Annotated in this window: 12 protein-coding genes; 7 read left to right on the top strand and 5 right to left on the bottom strand. The window is 73.8% G+C overall.

Annotation, left to right across the window (positions count from 1 at the left end):
* Positions 1-64 precede the first annotated feature (64 nt).
* Genes C229_RS0110770 through C229_RS0110755 form a run of 4 tightly spaced genes read left to right on the top strand, consistent with a single transcriptional unit; the run spans position 65 to position 5,593 of the window.
* Positions 65-1,060: an ABC transporter permease gene (locus tag C229_RS0110770; protein WP_018655081.1), complete on the top strand. Its 996-nt coding sequence runs from the start codon at positions 65-67 to the stop codon at positions 1,058-1,060.
* Positions 1,057-1,887 carry an ABC transporter permease gene (locus C229_RS0110765; RefSeq protein WP_018655080.1) on the top strand — a complete coding sequence of 277 codons (831 nt, stop codon included), beginning with the start codon at positions 1,057-1,059 and terminating at the stop codon, positions 1,885-1,887. Before C229_RS0110770 ends, C229_RS0110765 begins: the two co-directional genes overlap by 4 nt.
* Positions 1,884-3,920 carry a dipeptide ABC transporter ATP-binding protein gene (locus tag C229_RS0110760; protein ID WP_018655079.1) on the top strand — a complete coding sequence of 679 codons (2,037 nt, stop codon included), beginning with the start codon at positions 1,884-1,886 and terminating at the stop codon, positions 3,918-3,920. The genes C229_RS0110765 and C229_RS0110760 overlap by 4 nt, the downstream gene beginning before the upstream one ends.
* Complete coding sequence (locus C229_RS0110755) at positions 3,917-5,593, top strand: ABC transporter family substrate-binding protein (RefSeq protein ID WP_018655078.1); 1,677 nt, start codon at positions 3,917-3,919, stop codon at positions 5,591-5,593. The genes C229_RS0110760 and C229_RS0110755 overlap by 4 nt, the downstream gene beginning before the upstream one ends.
* An 8-nt stretch (positions 5,594-5,601) precedes the next feature.
* On the opposite strand, the gene C229_RS0110750 is transcribed toward C229_RS0110755, so the two are convergent.
* The 5 genes from C229_RS0110750 to aceB all read right to left on the bottom strand — a co-directional run bounded on the left by C229_RS0110750 (position 5,602) and on the right by aceB (position 12,064).
* A complete protein-coding gene (locus C229_RS0110750) occupies positions 5,602-6,312 on the bottom strand; it encodes a hypothetical protein (RefSeq protein WP_018655077.1) in 711 nt (236 codons plus the stop codon).
* A gap of 137 nt (positions 6,313-6,449) precedes the next feature.
* Entirely contained in the window at positions 6,450-7,736 is a 1,287-nt protein-coding gene (locus C229_RS0110745; RefSeq protein WP_018655076.1) for a (Fe-S)-binding protein, read from the bottom strand.
* A 1-nt stretch (position 7,737) separates the two neighbouring features.
* Positions 7,738-8,925: an FAD-binding oxidoreductase gene (locus C229_RS0110740; RefSeq protein WP_018655075.1), complete on the bottom strand. Its 1,188-nt coding sequence runs from the start codon at positions 8,923-8,925 to the stop codon at positions 7,738-7,740.
* Positions 8,925-10,376 (bottom strand): FAD-linked oxidase C-terminal domain-containing protein, encoded by a 1,452-nt coding sequence (locus C229_RS0110735; protein ID WP_018655074.1) that lies wholly within the window; start codon positions 10,374-10,376, stop codon positions 8,925-8,927. The genes C229_RS0110740 and C229_RS0110735 overlap by 1 nt, the downstream gene beginning before the upstream one ends.
* A gap of 80 nt (positions 10,377-10,456) precedes the next feature.
* Positions 10,457-12,064 carry a malate synthase A gene (gene aceB / locus C229_RS0110730; RefSeq protein WP_018655073.1) on the bottom strand — a complete coding sequence of 536 codons (1,608 nt, stop codon included), beginning with the start codon at positions 12,062-12,064 and terminating at the stop codon, positions 10,457-10,459.
* A 257-nt stretch (positions 12,065-12,321) separates the two neighbouring features.
* Here aceB and hflX point away from each other — a divergent pair, with 257 nt between their 5' ends.
* The 3 genes from hflX to C229_RS0110715 all read left to right on the top strand — a co-directional run bounded on the left by hflX (position 12,322) and on the right by C229_RS0110715 (position 16,818).
* On the top strand, positions 12,322-13,746 hold the full coding sequence (hflX, locus tag C229_RS0110725; RefSeq protein ID WP_018655072.1) for a GTPase HflX: 1,425 nt from the start codon (positions 12,322-12,324) through the stop codon (positions 13,744-13,746).
* A 652-nt stretch (positions 13,747-14,398) separates the two neighbouring features.
* Positions 14,399-15,613: an imidazolonepropionase gene (hutI, locus tag C229_RS0110720; protein WP_018655071.1), complete on the top strand. Its 1,215-nt coding sequence runs from the start codon at positions 14,399-14,401 to the stop codon at positions 15,611-15,613.
* Between the two features lie 356 nt (positions 15,614-15,969).
* Positions 15,970-16,818, top strand: a complete 849-nt coding sequence (locus C229_RS0110715; RefSeq protein WP_018655070.1) for a DegV family protein — start codon at positions 15,970-15,972, stop codon at positions 16,816-16,818.
* Positions 16,819-17,191: the final 373 nt, after the last annotated feature.

Raw genomic sequence — 17,191 nt, 5'->3', positions numbered from 1 at the left:
CCCCCGCCGTACCGTGATCGAGCAGTAGCATGCCGTCACCGACGGGTGGGGGAGAAGGGGCACGATGGGGAGGTATCTGCTTCGCCGGCTGGCCACGTACGCGGTGCTCACCGTCGTCGCGGCGAGCCTGGCGTACCTGGTCGCCGCCGGCTCGCTGCGGCCCCGCGACGCCGTGCGCAACCACACCGGCGGCACGCCCGCAGCCGTCGAGGCCGAACTCGCCCGGCTCAACCTGCACGACGACGTCCCGCTCCCCGAGCGCTACCTCACCTGGGCCTCCGGCGTCGTCCGCGGCGACTTCGGCGAGACCGTGCAGGGCGAACCCGTCACCGGCGAACTCTGGCGGCGGCTCGGTGTCAGCCTGCGGCTGCTGTCCGCCGGAAGCGTCCTCGGCTTCGCGGGCGGCGTCGCGCTCGGCGTCTACGCCGCCGCCCGGCGCGGCCACACGCCCGACCGCGTCATCGGCGGCGGCGCGTTCGCGCTGCTGGCCGTCCCCGTCTTCGTCCTCGCGGTGTTCCTCCAGCTCGGCGCCGCCCGGCTCAACGAGATGACCGGCCTGCAACTCGTCGAGTGGGTCGGTGAGTCCAGCCCCGGCGCCGCCGACGGCACGTTCGGCGCCCTCGGCGGTTTCGGTGACCGCATCCGGCACCTTCTGCTCCCCACCCTCGCCGTCGCCCTCGCCCAGCTCGCCGTCTACTGCCGCTACCAGCGCGCGACCATGCTCGACGTCCTCGGCGCCGACTACGTCCGCACCGCCCGCGCCAAGGGCCTGCGCCGCCGGCACGCGCTGCTGCGGCACGGGCTGCGCACCGCCGTCGTCCCCCTCACCACCTACTTCGCCTACACCGCCGGGCTCGTCCTGCTCACCGGCATGTTCGTGGAGAAGATCTTCGGCTGGCACGGGCTCGGTGAGTGGGTCGTCGACTCCATCACCCGCGGCGACGTCAACGTCGTCGCCGCCGCCAACTGCGTCGCCGCCGTCGCCGTCCTGCTCGCCGGGCTGTTCTCCGACGTGCTGCGCGCCGTCCTCGACCCGCGCGTCCGGGTGCACCCCCGATGACGGCGCGACGGCCCGCCAACCGCCGCACGACGCTCGGGCTCGCCCTGCTGGCGGGGCTGTTCCTGCTCGCGTTCCTCGGCCCGCACCTGGCGCCCTGGCACTGGGACGAGACCGACTTCACCGCCTTCCGCGAACCGCCTTCGGCGCGGCACTGGCTCGGCACCACCCAGTCCGGCCGCGACATGTTCGCGCTGACCCTGCGCGGTCTCCAGAAGTCCCTGGTCATCGGGCTGCTCGTCGCCGTGCTGTCCACCGCGCTCGCCGCCGTCGTCGGCATGACCGCCGGTTTCCTCGGCGGCTGGGCCGACCGGCTGCTCATGTGGGGCGTCGATCTGCTGCTGGTGCTGCCGTCCATCCTGATCGTGGCCGTGCTGTCCCCGGCGCTGCGCGGGCACTGGCTCGGCATCGTGCTGCTGCTCGCGCTGTTCGGCTGGATGATCACCGCGCGGATGGTGCGGGCGATGACGCTGTCGCTGCGCGAACGCGAGTACGTGCGGGCGGCGCGGTTCCTCGGCGTCGGCAACGTGCGCGTCGTTTTGCGGCACATCCTGCCGCACCTGTCGTCGCTGCTGATCGCGGACGCCGCGATCAACGTCAGCGTCGCGATCATCGCCGAGAGCGGCCTGGCCTACCTCGGGTTCGGCGTCCGCCCGCCCGACCTGTCGCTCGGCACCCTCATCGCGGACGGCTGGGGCAGCGCGCACGCCTACCCGTGGCTGTTCGGGTCGGCGGCCGGGGCGCTCGTCCTCGTCGTCCTCGCCGTGAACCTGCTCGGTGACGGGCTGCGCGACGCCCTCGACCCCGAACTGCGGGGTGCGCGCCCGTGAGCCTGCTGGAGATCCGCGACCTGCACGTCTCCTACCCGCCGGACGTGTGGGCCGTGCGCGGCCTCGACCTGTCCGTGGACGGCGGCGAGGTCGTCGGCGTCGTCGGTGAGTCCGGCTCGGGCAAGTCGGCGCTCGCGCACGCCGTGCTCGGGCTGCTGCCGTCCGGGGCGCGGGCGCGCGGCTCGGTGCGGCTGCGCGGCGAGGAACTGCTCGGCCGCTCCGACGCCGACCTGTCGCGGGTGCGGGGCCGGGAGCTGGCCATGGTGTTCCAGAACCCGCTGTCGGCGCTGACGCCCGTCCGGCCCGTCGGTGACCAGATCGCCGAGACCATCCAGATCCACGCGGGCGCCACCCGGCGCGCCGCGCGCGCCCGCGCCGCCGAACTGCTGGAGATGGTCGGGATCCCCGACGCGGCCGGGCGCGCCCGCGCCTACCCGCACGAGTTCTCCGGCGGGATGCGGCAGCGCGTCATGATCGCGATGGCGATCGCCAACGACCCGCTCGCCATCGTCGCGGACGAGCCCACCACCGCCCTCGACGTGACGATCCAGGCGCAGATCCTCGACGTGCTGAGCGTCGCCCGCGACGCCACCGGCGCCGCGATCGTCCTGATCACGCACGATCTCGGGGTCGTCGCCGGATTCGCGGACCGCGTCGTCGTCATGTACGCGGGCCGCGCCGTGGAGTCCGGCCGCGTCGAGGACGTCTACGCCCGGCCCCGCATGCCGTACACGATCGGGTTGCTGCGCTCGCTGCCCCGCCTGGACGAGCCCGCCCGCGCGCTGCGGACCGCGCCGATCGAGGGGGCGCCGCCGCCGTCCGGCGGGCCGCCCGCCGGGTGCCCGTTCCGGCCCCGCTGCCCGCTCGGCGGGCCGCGCTGCGACGGCGCCGAGCCCGAGGCCGTCGTCGTCGGCGCGGGCGGGCACCGGGCGGCGTGCGTCAACACCGCGCTGACCCGCGACGCGGCCGGGGTGTTCCCCGTCGTGCCGGTGCCGGTCGTGCCGCCGCGTCCGCCGCGCACGGAACGGCCGCCGGTGCTGGAGGTGGACGGGCTCGCCCGGCACTTCCCCGTCTACCGGGGCATGGTCGTCAAGCGCCGGCTCGGCGCGGTGCGCGCGGTCGACGGCGTGACGCTGGAGGTGCGGGCGGGCGAGTCGCTGGGCCTGGTCGGTGAGTCCGGCTGCGGCAAGACGACCGTGCTCATGGAGGTGCTGCGGCTCGACCGTCCCCAGCGCGGCCGGGTGCACGTGTTCGGGCAGTCCACCGCCGAGCTGACGGCCGCCCGCCGCAAGGAGCTGCGCCGCGACCTCCAGGTCGTCTTCCAGGACCCGTTCGCCTCGCTCGACCCGCGCATGCGGGTCCGCGACATCATCGCCCAGCCGCTCACCACGCACCGGGTCGCCCGCGCCCGCATCCCCGGCCGCGTCACCGAACTGCTCGCGCTCGTCGGCCTGGAGGACGAGCACGCCGCCCGCTTCCCCGGCGGCCTGTCGGCCGGGCAGCGGCAGCGCGTCGCCATCGCCCGCGCGCTCGCGCTCGAACCCCGGCTGCTGCTGCTCGACGAGCCCGTCGCGTCGCTGGACGTGTCCGTCCAGGCCGGGATCATGGCGCTGCTGGAGGACCTGCGCGCGCAGCTCGGGCTCGCGTACGTGTTCGTCGCGCACGACCTGGCGGTGGTGCGCCGCATCGCGGACCGGGTCGCGGTCATGTACAACGGCCGCATCGTGGAGATCGGCGGCGCCGACGCCGTCTACGGCTCGCCCGCGCACCCCTACACGCGGGCGCTGCTGGACGCCGTCCCGCTGCCCGACCCGATCGCCGAGCGGCGGCGGCGCCGCCGTCCGCTGCACGGTGATCCGCCCGATCCGTCGGCTCCGCCGCGCGGGTGCCGGTTCCGGCCGCGCTGCCCGCGCTACGCCGGTCTGCCCGCGTCGGCGCGGGAGCGGTGCGAGCGCGAGGACCCGCAGGTCGTCGCGCGGCCCGGCGCCGCCGACCAGGCCGCCGCCTGCCATCATCCGCTGGACGTGCGGTGAGGGCGACGTGCGCGGCCCTCGTCCTGATGCTGGTCCTCATGCCGCTGTCCGGATGCACGGTGCCGGAGACGTCGCGGGGCGCGCTCGCCGGGGCGCTGCCGCCCGCGTCCGACGTCAACCCCGTCGATCCGCGCGCCGTCCGCGACGGCGGCACGCTGCGCTGGCCGCTGCCCGAGTTCCCCGCGCAGTGGAACTTCCACCAGGCCGACGGCAGCAAGGGCGTCGTCGCGCAGGTCGTGTACGGGGCGTTGCCGGTGCTCATGCGGTCGGACGCGCGGGCCGTCGTCCGGCCGGTGCCCGAGTACCTGCGCGGCGCGCGGGTCGTGTGGACGGGACGCCGCCAGGTCGTCATCTACCGGCTCAATCCGAAGGCGCGGTGGTCCACCGGGCGGCGGCTCGGGCTCACCGACTTCGCCGCGCAGGCGCACGCGCTGTCGGGCCGCGACGGGCGCTACCGGGTCGCGACGATCGCCGGATACCGGCAGATCGCCCGCGTCGAGGGGGGCCGGGCGGAGGGGGAGATCCGGGTGACGTTCGCGCGCCCGTACGCGGCGTGGCGCAGCCTGTTCAGCCCCCTGTACCCGGCGGAGACCACGCGCGACCCGGTGACGTTCAACACCGGCTGGCGGCACCGGGCGCCGGTGACGGCGGGGCCGTTCCGCATCCGGGAGATCGACCGGACGGGCAAGTCGGTCACCCTGGTCCGCGACCCGGCGTGGTGGGGGAGGCCCGCCAAGCTCGACCGGATCGTGTTCCGCGCGATGGACACCAGCGCGATGCCGGGCGCGTTCGCCAACGACGAGATCGACCTCATGGACGTCGGCACCGACGCGGCGGCGCTGCGCCGCGTCGAGTCGGTGCACGGCGCGGTGGTGCGGCGGGCGGGCGGCCCGGACTTCCGGCACCTGACGCTGAACGCGTCGCGTCCCGCGCTCCGCGACGTGCGGGTGCGGCGGGCGGTGGCGCTCGCCATCGACCGGGAGGCGATGGCCCGCTCCGACCTGGCCGGGCTGGGCTGGCCGGTCCGCACGCTGGGCAACCACTTCTACGTCAACACGCAGGAGGGCTACCGCGACAACTCGGGCGCGTTCGGCCGGTACGACCCGGACACCGCGCGGCGGCTGCTGGACGAGGCGGGCTGGCGTCCGCACGGCCGGTACCGGGTGAAGGACGGCCGGACGCTGGCGCTGTCGTTCGTGGTGCCGTCCGGGCTGCCGGGCAGCAAGCAGGAGGGGGAGCTGACGCGGGCGCTGCTGGAACGGGTCGGTATCCGGGTGGACGTCCGTCCGGTTCCGACCGACGATCTGTTCGACCGGTACATCACCCCCGGCGACTTCGACATCGTCCCGTTCTCGTGGCTGGGCACGGCGTTCCCGCTGTCGGCGCTGCGCTCGGTGTTCGCGCGTCCGCGCGGCTCGCGCATCCAGCAGAACTACGCCCGGCACGGCACCACCGAGATCGACGCCGCGATGGACCGCGCCACCGCCACCCTCAACCAGGCCCGCGCCCGCGCCCTGGTCCACCGCGCCGACGCCCTCATCTGGCGCGAGGCGACCGTCCTGCCCCTCTACCAGCGCCCCCAGATCGTCGCCACCCGCCGCGGCCTGGCCAACCTAGGCGCGAACGGCTTCTCCCAACCCGCCTACGAGACCATCGGCTTCACCGGCCCCTGACAGGGCGGTCAGCGGAAGGTGACCTCGACGCCCTTGCGGTCGCTGACGAAGCGCGGGTTGTAGACGAAGAGGCGGAGGTCGGCGGCCTTGAGGGAGTCCTTGACGGGGAGGTCGGTGGCGACGCGGACGAGGTAGGAGGCGCCGGCGGGGATGAGGGTGTCGCCGTCCTCGGTGAACGGGGGACGGGAGTCGTCGACGCGGGCGGTGATCTCGGTGCGGCCGGGGAGGGTGCACATGGAGTCGGGAATGCCGGGCTGCGGCATGCAGCGCTCCTGCGCCGACGCGGGGACCTGCGCGCGGGGGAGGAAGAGGTCGGCCGGGTAGTCCAGCGGGACGGGGCGGCGCTGCGTGTTGGTGATCGTGTAGTCGGCGTAGGCGAAGACGGCGCCGTCGGACGTCTTGGTCGTCCGGAGCGGACGCGCGTCGGTGCCAGCGTCCACGGCGGAGAGTTCGTAGCCGTAGCCCTCGGGGGTGTTCAGGGTGAGCGGCGCGCCCGCGTCGGGTCGCGGGGTGGCGGGGGTGCCGTCGGACGCCCGGCCGCCCTGGCCGCCGGAGAGGGTGGGCGCGGTGCTCGGCCCGGTGTCGTCCCCGGCCCGCAGCATGACGATCCCGGCGGCGACGCCCGCGATGCCGACGGCCCCGGTGAGCGCCCCGGCGAGCCCGAGCCGCCCGGCGTTGCTCTTCTTCCGGCGGCGGTGTGAACGATGGGGATTGGTCATCGTGTTTCCCGTTGCTCCCTCGCGCCTCGGCGGTCACGTGCGGCGCCCCTGATACGGCAGGCCACATTACCGGACATCCACATCAACGGCCCCTGACCCCCATTAACGGGCCATTTGCGGGCCGATCGCCTCCTGTGTTACGAACCGTCGGCGAACAGCGGCCCGCGCCCCAGTCCGCGCAGCGACGCGTCGAGCACCTGCGCGGTGTGCGCGACGGCCATCTCGGTGCCCTGCCGTCGCAGCGCGGTCGCGATCTGCAACGAGCAGCCGGGGTTGGCCGCGACGAGCAGTTCGGCCCGCGTCTCGCGCACCGACGCCGCCTTGCGGTCGCCCAGCTCGGACGCCGCCTCCGGCTGGAACAGGTTGTAGGTGCCGGCCGAGCCGCAGCACACGTCGGGGTCTTTGATCTCCCGGACGGTCAGCTCGGGGATCTGCGCGAGCAGCGCGCGCGGCTGGCTCCGCACGCCCTGCGCGTGGGCGAGGTGGCAGGCGTCGTGGTAGGCGACGGTCGCCGGGACGGGATGCCGTTCGGCGCGCGGCCCCAGCTCCACCAGGAACTCGGCCAGGTCGCGCGTGCGGTCCGACAGCGCCGCCGCCCGGGCGGCCCAGACCGGGTCGTCCTTGAGCAGTTCGCCGTACTCCTTCATGGACGAGCCGCATCCGGCAGCGTTGACCACGATGACGTCCACGTCACGGAACGCGTCGATCGTCCGGCGTGCGAAGGCCGCCGCCTCCCCGGCCCGTCCCGAGTGCAGCGACAGCGCGCCGCAGCAGCCCTGCCCGCGCGGGATGACGACGTCGCAGCCCTCCAGCGCCAGCACCCGCGCCGTCGCGGTGTTCACGCCGGGGAAGAACTCGCCCTGCACGCAGCCGGTCAGCATCCCGACGGTGGCGCGGCGCCCGCCGCGCGCGGCGACGCGTTCGGGCAGCCGGGGCGCGGGACCGAGCGGCGGCGCGAGCCGTTCCATCGCGGCCAGCGACGGCGACACGCGCTCCAGCAGCCCGGTGCGCCGGACGGCGCGGTCGAGCCCGGTGCGCTGGTAGAGCCGCAGCGGCCCGCGCAGCGCCCGCAGCCGCCGCCGGTAGGGGAAGAGCCCGAACACCAGCGCCCGCAGCGCCTTCTCACCGAGCGGCCGGTCGTGGTGCTCCTCGACGCGCGCCCGCGTCGTCTCGATCAGCCGGTCGTACTGCACGCCCGACGGGCACGACGACACGCACGCCATGCACCCGAGGCACTGGTCGAAGTGCCGCACCATCTCCGGCCCGAGCGGCGCGCCCCGCTCGTGCTGGTCCATGAGGTGGATGCGTCCGCGCGGCGAGTCCATCTCCTCGCCCCACAGCACGTAGGTGGGGCACGTCGGCAGGCAGAAGCCGCAGTGCACGCAGTCACCGAGAAGATCCGGCATGTCCTCCGAGGCGCTCATGTCAGATCCCTCCTGCGAAGCGGCCCGGGGAGAGCCGGTGCTGCGGGTCGAACTGGTCCTTGACGCGCCGCATCAGCGCGATGCCGGGGACGGGGCCCCAGACGTCGAGCGCGGCGCGGACGTCCTGCGGCGCGTACCGCACGACGGCGCCGCCGACCCGCCGCAGCGCCGCCAGCGCGGCGGCGGCCTGCTCGGGCGTCGTCCCGGCGGGCAGCCCGGCGTGCCCGTGGCCGCTCGCGGACCAGGCCAGCGACGCGTCCGGGACGGCGGTGAGCAGCTCAGGGAGCGAACCGGGCGGGACGGACGTCTCGACGAGCGTCGTGCCGTCCGGGTACGCGCCCCATCCGGGCGGCGGCTCGGCGCCGATCGCGCCGTCACCGAGCAGCCCCGCGACGAGCGCCGCCCGCGCGGGCACGCCGTCCGCGACGCCCTCCAGCAGCACGGCCACCCGCACCGCCGCGCCCGGGCCGGACGTGACCTCCAGCCCCGCCGCGTACGCGGGGCAGTGCAGGACGGCCTGCACGGCGTCGTGCGCGTCCTTGGGCGCGGTGTACGTCCGCGTCACGAACGCCCGCGTCTCCGGGACGGGGTGCAGCCGGAACGTCGCGTCCACGATGAGCCCGAGCGTCCCGTACGACCCGGCGAACAGCCGCCCGAGGTCGTAGCCCGCGACGTTCTTCACGACCTTCCCGCCGGACCGGGCGATCCGCCCGTCCGCCCGGACGATCGTCAGCCCGATCACCAGGTCGCGCGGCGCGCCGTACAGCAGCCGCAGCGGCCCGGCGGCGCCGGTGGCCAGGGTGCCGCCGACGGTCGAGCCGGGCAGCGGCGCGTCCAGCGCGAGGCGCTGCCCGCGTTCGGCGAGCACGCCCGCCAGGTCGTCCAGCGCGACGCCCGCCTCGGCCTTGACGACGAGGTCGCCCGCCGCGTGCTCGACCACGCGCGACAGCCGGGTCGTGTCGATCAGCAGGTCGCAGCGCCGCGGCGGCAGGCCCCAGTCCAGCCGGGTCTCCCCGCCGCGCGGAACGACGGCCAGGCCGTGCTCGGCGGCGGCGGTGAGGACGGCGGCGGCCTCGTCCGGGGAGGCGGGCGCCGCGACGAACCGGGGGGCGACGCCGAGCACGCCCTCCTCGGGTTCGGCGGGGCGCACGTCGGCGCAGGCGCGGGCCAGCGCGTCGAGCGGTGTCATCAGAACAGCTCCGCCTTCCCCTGCGCGACCAGCGGATGCGGCCCCTTGCGCACGCCCGGCACCTCGCCGCACAGGCGCGGCGTCGGGAAGATCTTGCCGGGGTTGCAGAGCCCCGCCGGGTCGAACCCGCAGCGCACCATCTGCATCGTGTCCAGGTCGGTGTCGGTGAACATGCGCGGCATGTACCGCGCCTTGTCCACGCCGACGCCGTGCTCGCCGGTGATCGACCCGCCGTGCTCGACGCACAGGTCGAGGATCTTGCCGGAGACGTCCTCGGCGCGGTCGGCGGCGCCCTCCACGGCGTCGTCGAACAGCACCAGCGGGTGCAGGTTGCCGTCCCCGGCGTGGAAGACGTTCGCGACCCGCACGCCGGACGCGGCCGACAGCGCGTCGATGCTCGCCAGCACCTCCGGCAGCGCGGTGCGGGGGATGACGCCGTCCTGGACGAGGTAGGCGGGGCTGATCCGGCCGACGGCGGCGAACGCCGACTTGCGGCCCTTCCAGATCAGCGCGCGCTCGGCGTCGTCGGCGGCGACCCGCACCTCGAACGCGCCCGCCTCGCGGCACAGCCGTTCGACGGCGGCGAACTGGTGCGCGACCTCGGCCTCGGGGCCGTCCAGCTCGACGACGAGGACGGCGCCCGCGTCCGCCGGGTAGCCGCAGTTCACGGCGGCCTCGGCCGCCTCGATGGCCAGCGCGTCCATCATCTCGATCGCGGCGGGCACCACGCCCATGCCGATGATCTTCGAGACGGCCGTGCCGCCCGTCTCGATCGACGGGAACGCCGCCAGCAGCGTCTGCACCGTCTCGGGCACCCGCGTCAGCTTCACCGTGATCTTGGTGGTGATGCCGAGCGTGCCCTCGGCGCCGACGAAGACGCCGAGCAGGTCGTAGCCCGGCCCCGAGCCCAGCTCCACGACGTCGCCGTCCGGCGTGACGACCTCGCACGACAGCACGTGATGCGCGGTGAACCCGTACTTCAGGCAGTGCGCGCCGCCGGAGTTCTCCGCGACGTTGCCGCCCACCGAGCAGATCTGCTGGCTGGACGGGTCGGGCGCGAAGTAGTACCCGTTCGCTCGGACCGCGCGCGTCACGTCCAGGTTGATCACGCCGGGCTCCACGACCGCCCGCTGGTTCGGCAGGTCGATCTCCAGGATGCGCCGCATCCGCGCGGTGACGATCAGCACCCCGTCCGTCCGGGGCAGCGCGCCCCCCGACAGGCCCGTCCCCGACCCGCGCGCGACATAGGGGACGTTCTCCTCCACGCACGCGCGGACGATCGCCGCCACGTGCTCCGCCGACTCCGGCAGCACGACCACGCCGGGGGAGGCCCGGTGCGTCGTCAGCCCGTCGCACTCGTAGGTCGCGAGCCGCACCGGATCGGTGATCACACCGCCGGGCGGCAGCAGCGCCGCGAACCGTTCAGCCAGCCGATCCAGGGGAGCGTTCATCCCGTCACCCTTCACACCGTCCGCCGGGGGGTCTGCGGTGACCGGCGCCCCCGCGTCGCTGCGGGGGCGCCGGCCGGGGATCACGGGAAGCGCTGGTACGCCGGGGTCGTGAGGAACTCGGAGTACTCGTCGGCGAGCGTCACGTTCTTGAACAGCTCGACCGCCTGGTTGTAACGCGGCTCGTTGAACGCCTCGCCCAGCTCGGCGCGGATGCCGGCCAGCTCCTCGTCGAGGATCTGCTCCACCCACTCCTTGGTGATCGTGCGGCCTTCCTTGGTCTGGACGCCGTTGTAGATCCACTGCCACACCTGCGAGCGGGAGATCTCGGCGGTGGCGGCGTCCTCCATGAGGTTGTGGATCGCGACCGCGCCCGCGCCGTCCAGCCAGGTGGCCAGGTAGCGCAGCGCCACGTCCACGTTGCCGCGCAGGCCCGCCTCGGTGATGTCGCCCGGCGTCGCCTTGATGTTCAGCAGGTCGGCGGCCGAGACGTCGACGTCCTCGCGGAGCCGGTCGCGCTGGTTCGGCTTGTCGCCGAGGACGCCGTCGAACACCTCGCGGCAGATCGGGACCAGGTCGGGGTGGGCGACCCAGGACCCGTCGAACCCGTCACCGGACTCGCGGGTCTTGTCGGCGCGGACCTTCTCCAGCGCCACCTTGTTGACGGCCTCGTCCTTGCGGGACGGGATGAACGCCGCCATGCCGCCGATCGCGTGCGCGCCGCGCTTGTGGCAGGTGCGCACCAGCAGCTCGGTGTAGGCGCGCATGAACGGCGCCGTCATCGTGATCGCGTTGCGCTCGGGCAGCACGTAGTCGGCGCCCCGGTCGCGGAACTTCTTGATCACCGAGAAGAGGTAGTCCCAGCGGCCGGCGTTCAGGCCCGCCGAGTGGTCGCGCAGCTCGTAGAGGATCTCCTCCATCTCGAACGCGGCCGGGATCGTCTCGATGAGGACGGTCGCGCGGATCGTGCCGCGCGGGATGCCGAGCGCGTCCTGCGCGAGGTTGAAGGCGTCGTTCCACAGACGCGCCTCCAGGTGGCTCTCCATCTTCGGCAGGTAGAAGTAGGGGCCCTTGCCCTTGGCGATCTGCCGCTGGGCGCTGTGGAAGAAGTACAGGCCGAAGTCGAACAGCGACCCGGACATGGGCTCGCCGTCCACCAGGACGTGCTTCTCCTCCATGTGCCAGCCGCGCGGGCGGACGACGATCGTCGCCAGCTCCTCGTCGCCCTTGAGCGCGTACGACTTGCCCGACTTGGGGTCGGTGAAGTCGATCGTGCGGTCCAGGGCGTCGCGCAGGTTGAGCTGACCCTCGACCATGTTCGTCCACAGCGGGGTGTTGGCGTCCTCGAAGTCGGCCAGCCACACCTTCGCGCCCGAGTTCAGCGCGTTGATCGTCATCTTGCGGTCGGTCGGGCCGGTGATCTCGACGCGGCGGTCCTCCAGGCCGGGGGCCGGGTCGTTGACGCGCCAGCTCTCGTCGGCGCGGACCTGCGCCGTCTCCGGCAGGAAGTCGAGCGTGCCGCCCTCCGACAGCTTGCGCTGGCGGTCGGCGCGGGCCGCGAGCAGTTCCTTGCGGCGGGCGCCGAGTTCGCGCTGGAGGGACGCGAGCAGGCCGAGCGCCTCGGGCGTCAGGATCTCCTCGTACCGCTCGCCCAGAGGTCCGGTGACTTCGAGCCCGTCAGGTGCAGCCATCTGCTCGCCCTTTCGTCTAGCGAAATTCCACTTCTGTTCCGTGGAGAACGCTACTCGGCGGTACTCCTCCGGGTCAAAGCGGGTGGTCACCGGCCGGAGCCGCACCGCGACCCCGGAACCGGGCAGGTCGGAGCCCTCGCGGCCCTCCCCACGGGAATGCCCCGGCGAAGGACGGATAATCGGCTCGCCGCCGCCCGGCACGCGTGAGACGATCGCCGGGAAGACCGGGCCGCCCCGCGGCGTTGCACAGAGGACATATGACTCAATCTTTCTTTGACGACCAGAACCCGATCGAGAACGAGCCCCTGACGGGAGAGCTCGACCTGGAAGACCGCCGCGCACTGCGGCGCGTCGCCGGGCTCTCCACCGAACTCACCGACGTCACCGAGGTCGAGTACCGCTCCCTGCGGCTGGAACGGGTCGTCCTCGTCGGCGTCTGGACCGACGGCACCGCCGAGCAGGCCGAGAACTCCCTGCGGGAGCTGGCCCTGCTCGCCGAGACCGCCGGCTCGGAGGTCCTGGAAGGACTCGTCCAGCGGCGCTCGCGCCCCGATCCCGCCACCTACATCGGCTCGGGCAAGGCGGCCGAGCTGCGCGACATCGTCATCGCCACCGGCGCCGACACGGTGATCTGCGACGGCGAACTGGCCCCCGGCCAGCTCCGCCACCTGGAGGACACCGTCCAGGTCAAGGTCATCGACCGCACCGCGCTCATCCTCGACATCTTCGCCCAGCACGCCAAGAGCCGCGAGGGCAAGGCGCAGGTCGAGCTGGCGCAACTCTCCTACCTGCTGCCGCGCCTGCGCGGCTGGGGCGGCAACCTGTCCCGGCAGGTCGGCGGCCGGGCCGCCGGCGGCGTCGGCATCGGCGGCCGCGGTCCCGGTGAGACCAAGATCGAGCTGGACCGGCGGCGCATCCGCACCCGCATGGCCAAGCTGCGGCGGCAGATCGCCGAGATGTCCAAGTCGCGCGACACCAAGCGCGGCGTGCGGCAGCGCAACGCCGTGCCCGCCGTCGCCATCGCCGGGTACACCAACGCCGGCAAGTCCTCGCTGCTCAACCGGCTCACCGGTGCCGGGGTGCTGGTGGAGAACGCCCTGTTCGCCACCCTCGACCCCACCGTCCGCCGCGCCGAGACGCCCGGCGGGCGCGCCTACACGCTCGCCGACACCGTCGGGTTCGTGCGGCACCTGCCGCACCAGCTCGTCGAGGCGTTCCGGTCCACGCTGGAGGAGGTCACCGACGCGGGGCTCGTCCTGCACGTCGTGGACGGCTCGGACGCCGACCCCGAGGCGCAGCTCGACGCCGTCCGGGAGGTGCTGCGCGAGATCGGCGCCGACCGGCTGCCCGAACTGGTGGTGATCAACAAGGCGGACGCCGCCGACGACCTCGCGATCGCGCGGCTGCGGCGGCGCGAGCCCAACAGCGTCGTCGTGTCCGCCCGCACCGGGCAGGGCATCGCCGAGCTGCGGGAGGCCATCGAGGCCAACCTGCCCGGCCTGGAGGCCGAGGTGCGCGTGCTCGTCCCGTACGAGCGCGGCGACCTGGTGGCCCGCGTGCACGAGCGCGGCGAGATCGTGAGCGAGGAACACCTCGCGGGGGGCACGGCGCTGCACGCGCGCGTCCCGCAGGACCTCGCGGGCGAGCTGGAGCCGTTCGCGGACCTGGCCGCCACGCGCTGACGGGAACGACGTTCGGAGCCCGGCCGGAATGATCCGGCCGGGCTTCGTCGTGCCCGTACGGAACGCCGCTCGGTTATTGCTGAGATTCCCAACTTCCCGGACCAACCGCGCAAGCGGGAACGGTCCGGCCCGCTGTGCGGTGACAACTTCCTCAATCCCCTTGACCGGGCGTCTTCACTCCGTAAGGTGAACAACGGATTCCCCACGGTCGCCGCGGTGACACCCGCCCGGCGGTGGCCCGTGCCCGCACGCCGAACCACGGCAGGCGGGCCGTGATCAGGAAGGTTGTCCCGGTAGTGACGTCCCGTCGGCATTCTCCCCGCGCCGCCGATTTGTTTATGGCGGTGCATTCCGAGCCGGGCGCGGCGGCGTCCGGGGAACTTTTCCGGGCGGGTGCCCGTTCGTCCGCCAGAGCTTGTCGGGCGGGCCGCGCGTGCACTACCGTGACGAAACCGATATCTCCGGTCTCGTTGCTCGCGGTGGTCGTCCGACCACTCATCCCCTCCAATGGTGGCCCGTCGGCACCCAGTCGACGTTCCGGATCGAGAGCAGGTGGCCCTCTCCATGGCAGGTCCGACCCCCGGAACCCGCGCAGGCGGCCTCGCCTGCACAGCGCCCCGCTCTCCCGCACCGAGCGCGGACCGGTGATCGCATGACGGTACGGCTGCTGACGAACATCGGACGGCTCTGGACGGGCACCGACGTCTGTAGCAACGCCGCCGTCCTCATCCACGACGACCGCATCGTGTGGGCCGGTCCCGCGTCCGACCTGCCGCAGAGCGTCCCCGGCGTCATCGACGACATCGTCGACGTCGACCACGTGGAGAACCTCGGCGGCGGGCTCGTCACGCCCGGCCTCATCGACGCGCACTCCCATCCCGTCTACGCGGGCAACCGGTGGGCCGAACTCGCGATGCGCACCAGCGGGTCGTCGCACTCGGCGATCACCGCGGCGGGCGGCGGCGTCAACTCCACCGTCACCGTGACCCGCGGAACCGACCCCTGGACGCTGTGCAACGGCGTCCGCGAACGGCTCCGGCAGTGGATTCTCGCGGGCACCACCACCGTCGAGGCCAAGACCGGCTACCACCTCACCCGCGACGGCGAACTCGCCGACATCCGGATGCTCCGCTCACTGGAGGGCGAGCCGGCGATGCCGCGCGTGCACGCCACGTTCCTCGCCGCGCACATCCTGCCGCCCGAGTACTTCGGCCGCCGCCGCGACTACATCGAGGCCGTCCGGCTGTGGGCGGGCGACGCCGCGGCGGCCGGCGCCGACTCCATCGACGTCTACTGCGACGAGGGCCACTTCACCGCCGAGGAGGCCCGCGTCCTGCTGCTCACCGGCAAGCGCGCCGGGCTCAAGGCGCGCATGCACGCCTGCGCCAACGAGCGCATCGGCGCCGCGCAGGTCGCCGCCGAGGTCGGCTGCGCCTCCGCCGACCTGCTCACCCACGCCGGTGAGGACGACATCAAGGCCCTCGCGCACGCCAACGTCACCGCCACGGTCTGCCCTGGCAGCTCGCTCAACGGCAAGCGCCCGCCCGCGCCGGTGCGCGCCATGCTCGACCGCGGCGTCAACGTCGCCCTCGGCACCGACCACAACCCCGGCCAGTGCGGCATCACCTCGATGCCGCTCGTCATCGGGCTGGCCGTCGCCATGTACGGCCTCTCGGTCACCGAGGCGCTGCGCGCCGCGACCCTCGGCGGAGCCGCCGCGCTCCGCGTCGGTGACCGCGGCTCCCTGGCACCCGGCATGGCGGCCGACATCGTCCTCTGGGACGCCGACCACGAGGGCGCCTTCGCCTGGGCGTTCGGCCTGCGCGCCCTCCGCATCTGGCGCGGCGGCATCCCGGTCCAGCCCTGACCCACCGCCACCGCACAAACGGCGTAGCGGCGTGTGGCCGTCGTTCGGCCGTGTCCCCGAACGGTCGTGACCGCGCCCTTCGGCCCAGGCGCGGCGGCGCGCGTCCAGACCCGACCAAGCGTCCTCGGCTGGACCGTCAAGGGGTGCGGCCCCTGTTCGGCAGGGTTCTCGCGTGGTCGTTCGTGGCCGCGGCTCGTCCGTGTGGGCGTGAGTCGCGCGCCGATCGGGGTCGGTGTGTGTCGCTGTGGCGTCATTCTCGGTGCGAGGAGGGCAGGGCTTAGCGCATCGCGCGTGCTCGGGTGGGACATGCGTCTCGTCGCGATCGGTGCGGTGTCCGCCGGGGGTACGCTCGGCGCATGGCAAGTGCGGACGTCGCCGTCGTCACCGACTCCACGGCCTATCTGCCCGCCGAGCTGGCCGAGCGGCACGGGCTGATCATCGTGCCGCTCCAGATCGCCGTCGGCGGCACCGTGCGGGACGAGAACGACATCACGGTCGCCGAGGCGGCGCAGGCGCTCAAGGAGTGGCGTCCCGTCACGACCTCGCGTCCCGCGCCCTCACGGTTCGCGGACGTCTACGCGGAAGCGGGTGACTCCGGCGTTTCGGCGATCGTGTCGGTGCACCTGTCGGCGGAGATGTCGGGCACGGTCGAAGCGGCGCGGCTCGCCGCCGAGTCGGCGCTGGTGCCCGTCCACGTCGTCGACTCGGGCACGATCGGCCTGGGGCTCGGCCTCGCCGCCCTGACGGCCGCGGCGGCGGCCCTGCGCGGCGAACCCGCCGAGGCGGTCGCGGCGGCCGCCGACGCCCGCGCCACCGCGTCCCGCTCGCTCTTCTACGTCGACACCCTCGAACACCTGCGGCGCGGAGGCCGCATCGGCGCCGCCCAATCCCTCCTGGGCTCGGCGCTCATGATGAAGCCGCTGCTGGGCATCTCCGCCGGGCGCATCACCCCGCTGGAGAAGGTCCGCACCGCCAACCGCGCCCTCACCCGGCTGGAAGAGCTCGTCGTCGCCGAAGCGGGCGACCGCCCCGTCGACCTGGGCATCCAGCACCTCGCCGCCGCCTCCCGCGCCGAGGCGCTGTCCGCCCGGCTGAGGTCCCGAATCCCGCACATCGAGGACATCTACGTCGGTGAGGTCGGCCCCGTCATCGGCGCCCATGTGGGCCCGGGCATGCTCGGCGTCGTCGTGGCGCCCCAGCTCTGACCCTGTCGGCGGTGGCCGGGCGCGGGCGGTGCCCTCATGAGGCTTGAATCGTTGGGGTTCGTGGCGGGGGAGAAACGGTCGCGCTGACGCGTTATCCACAGGCCGCGGCATCACCAACGCGTGCCGCCCTCGACGCGGAAGAATGAATCAAGGGGGTCCCCAGACAGGTTGCGGGCCTCTTCTTCAGGCTGCCGTCGAACCCGGCGAGAGAGTTATCCACAGGCAGAGCCGAAGGCTTCGTGCGGTCGCGCTCGGGTCGTCGGGGCGTGGCTGACGGGCTGTAGCCCTTATACGGATGGGGAATCGGCCCGCGGGGCTCCGGCGGGGCGTTGTCCACAGGTTTCGACGTGCCCCTCGGTGGGGTTGCGATGTG

Source organism: Actinomadura flavalba DSM 45200 (genome assembly GCF_000374305.1).
Classification (GTDB): Bacteria; Actinomycetota; Actinomycetes; order Streptosporangiales; family Streptosporangiaceae; genus Spirillospora; species Spirillospora flavalba.
Note: the sequence above shows the minus strand (reverse complement) of the source record. Positions and strands in the feature narration are given on the sequence as shown.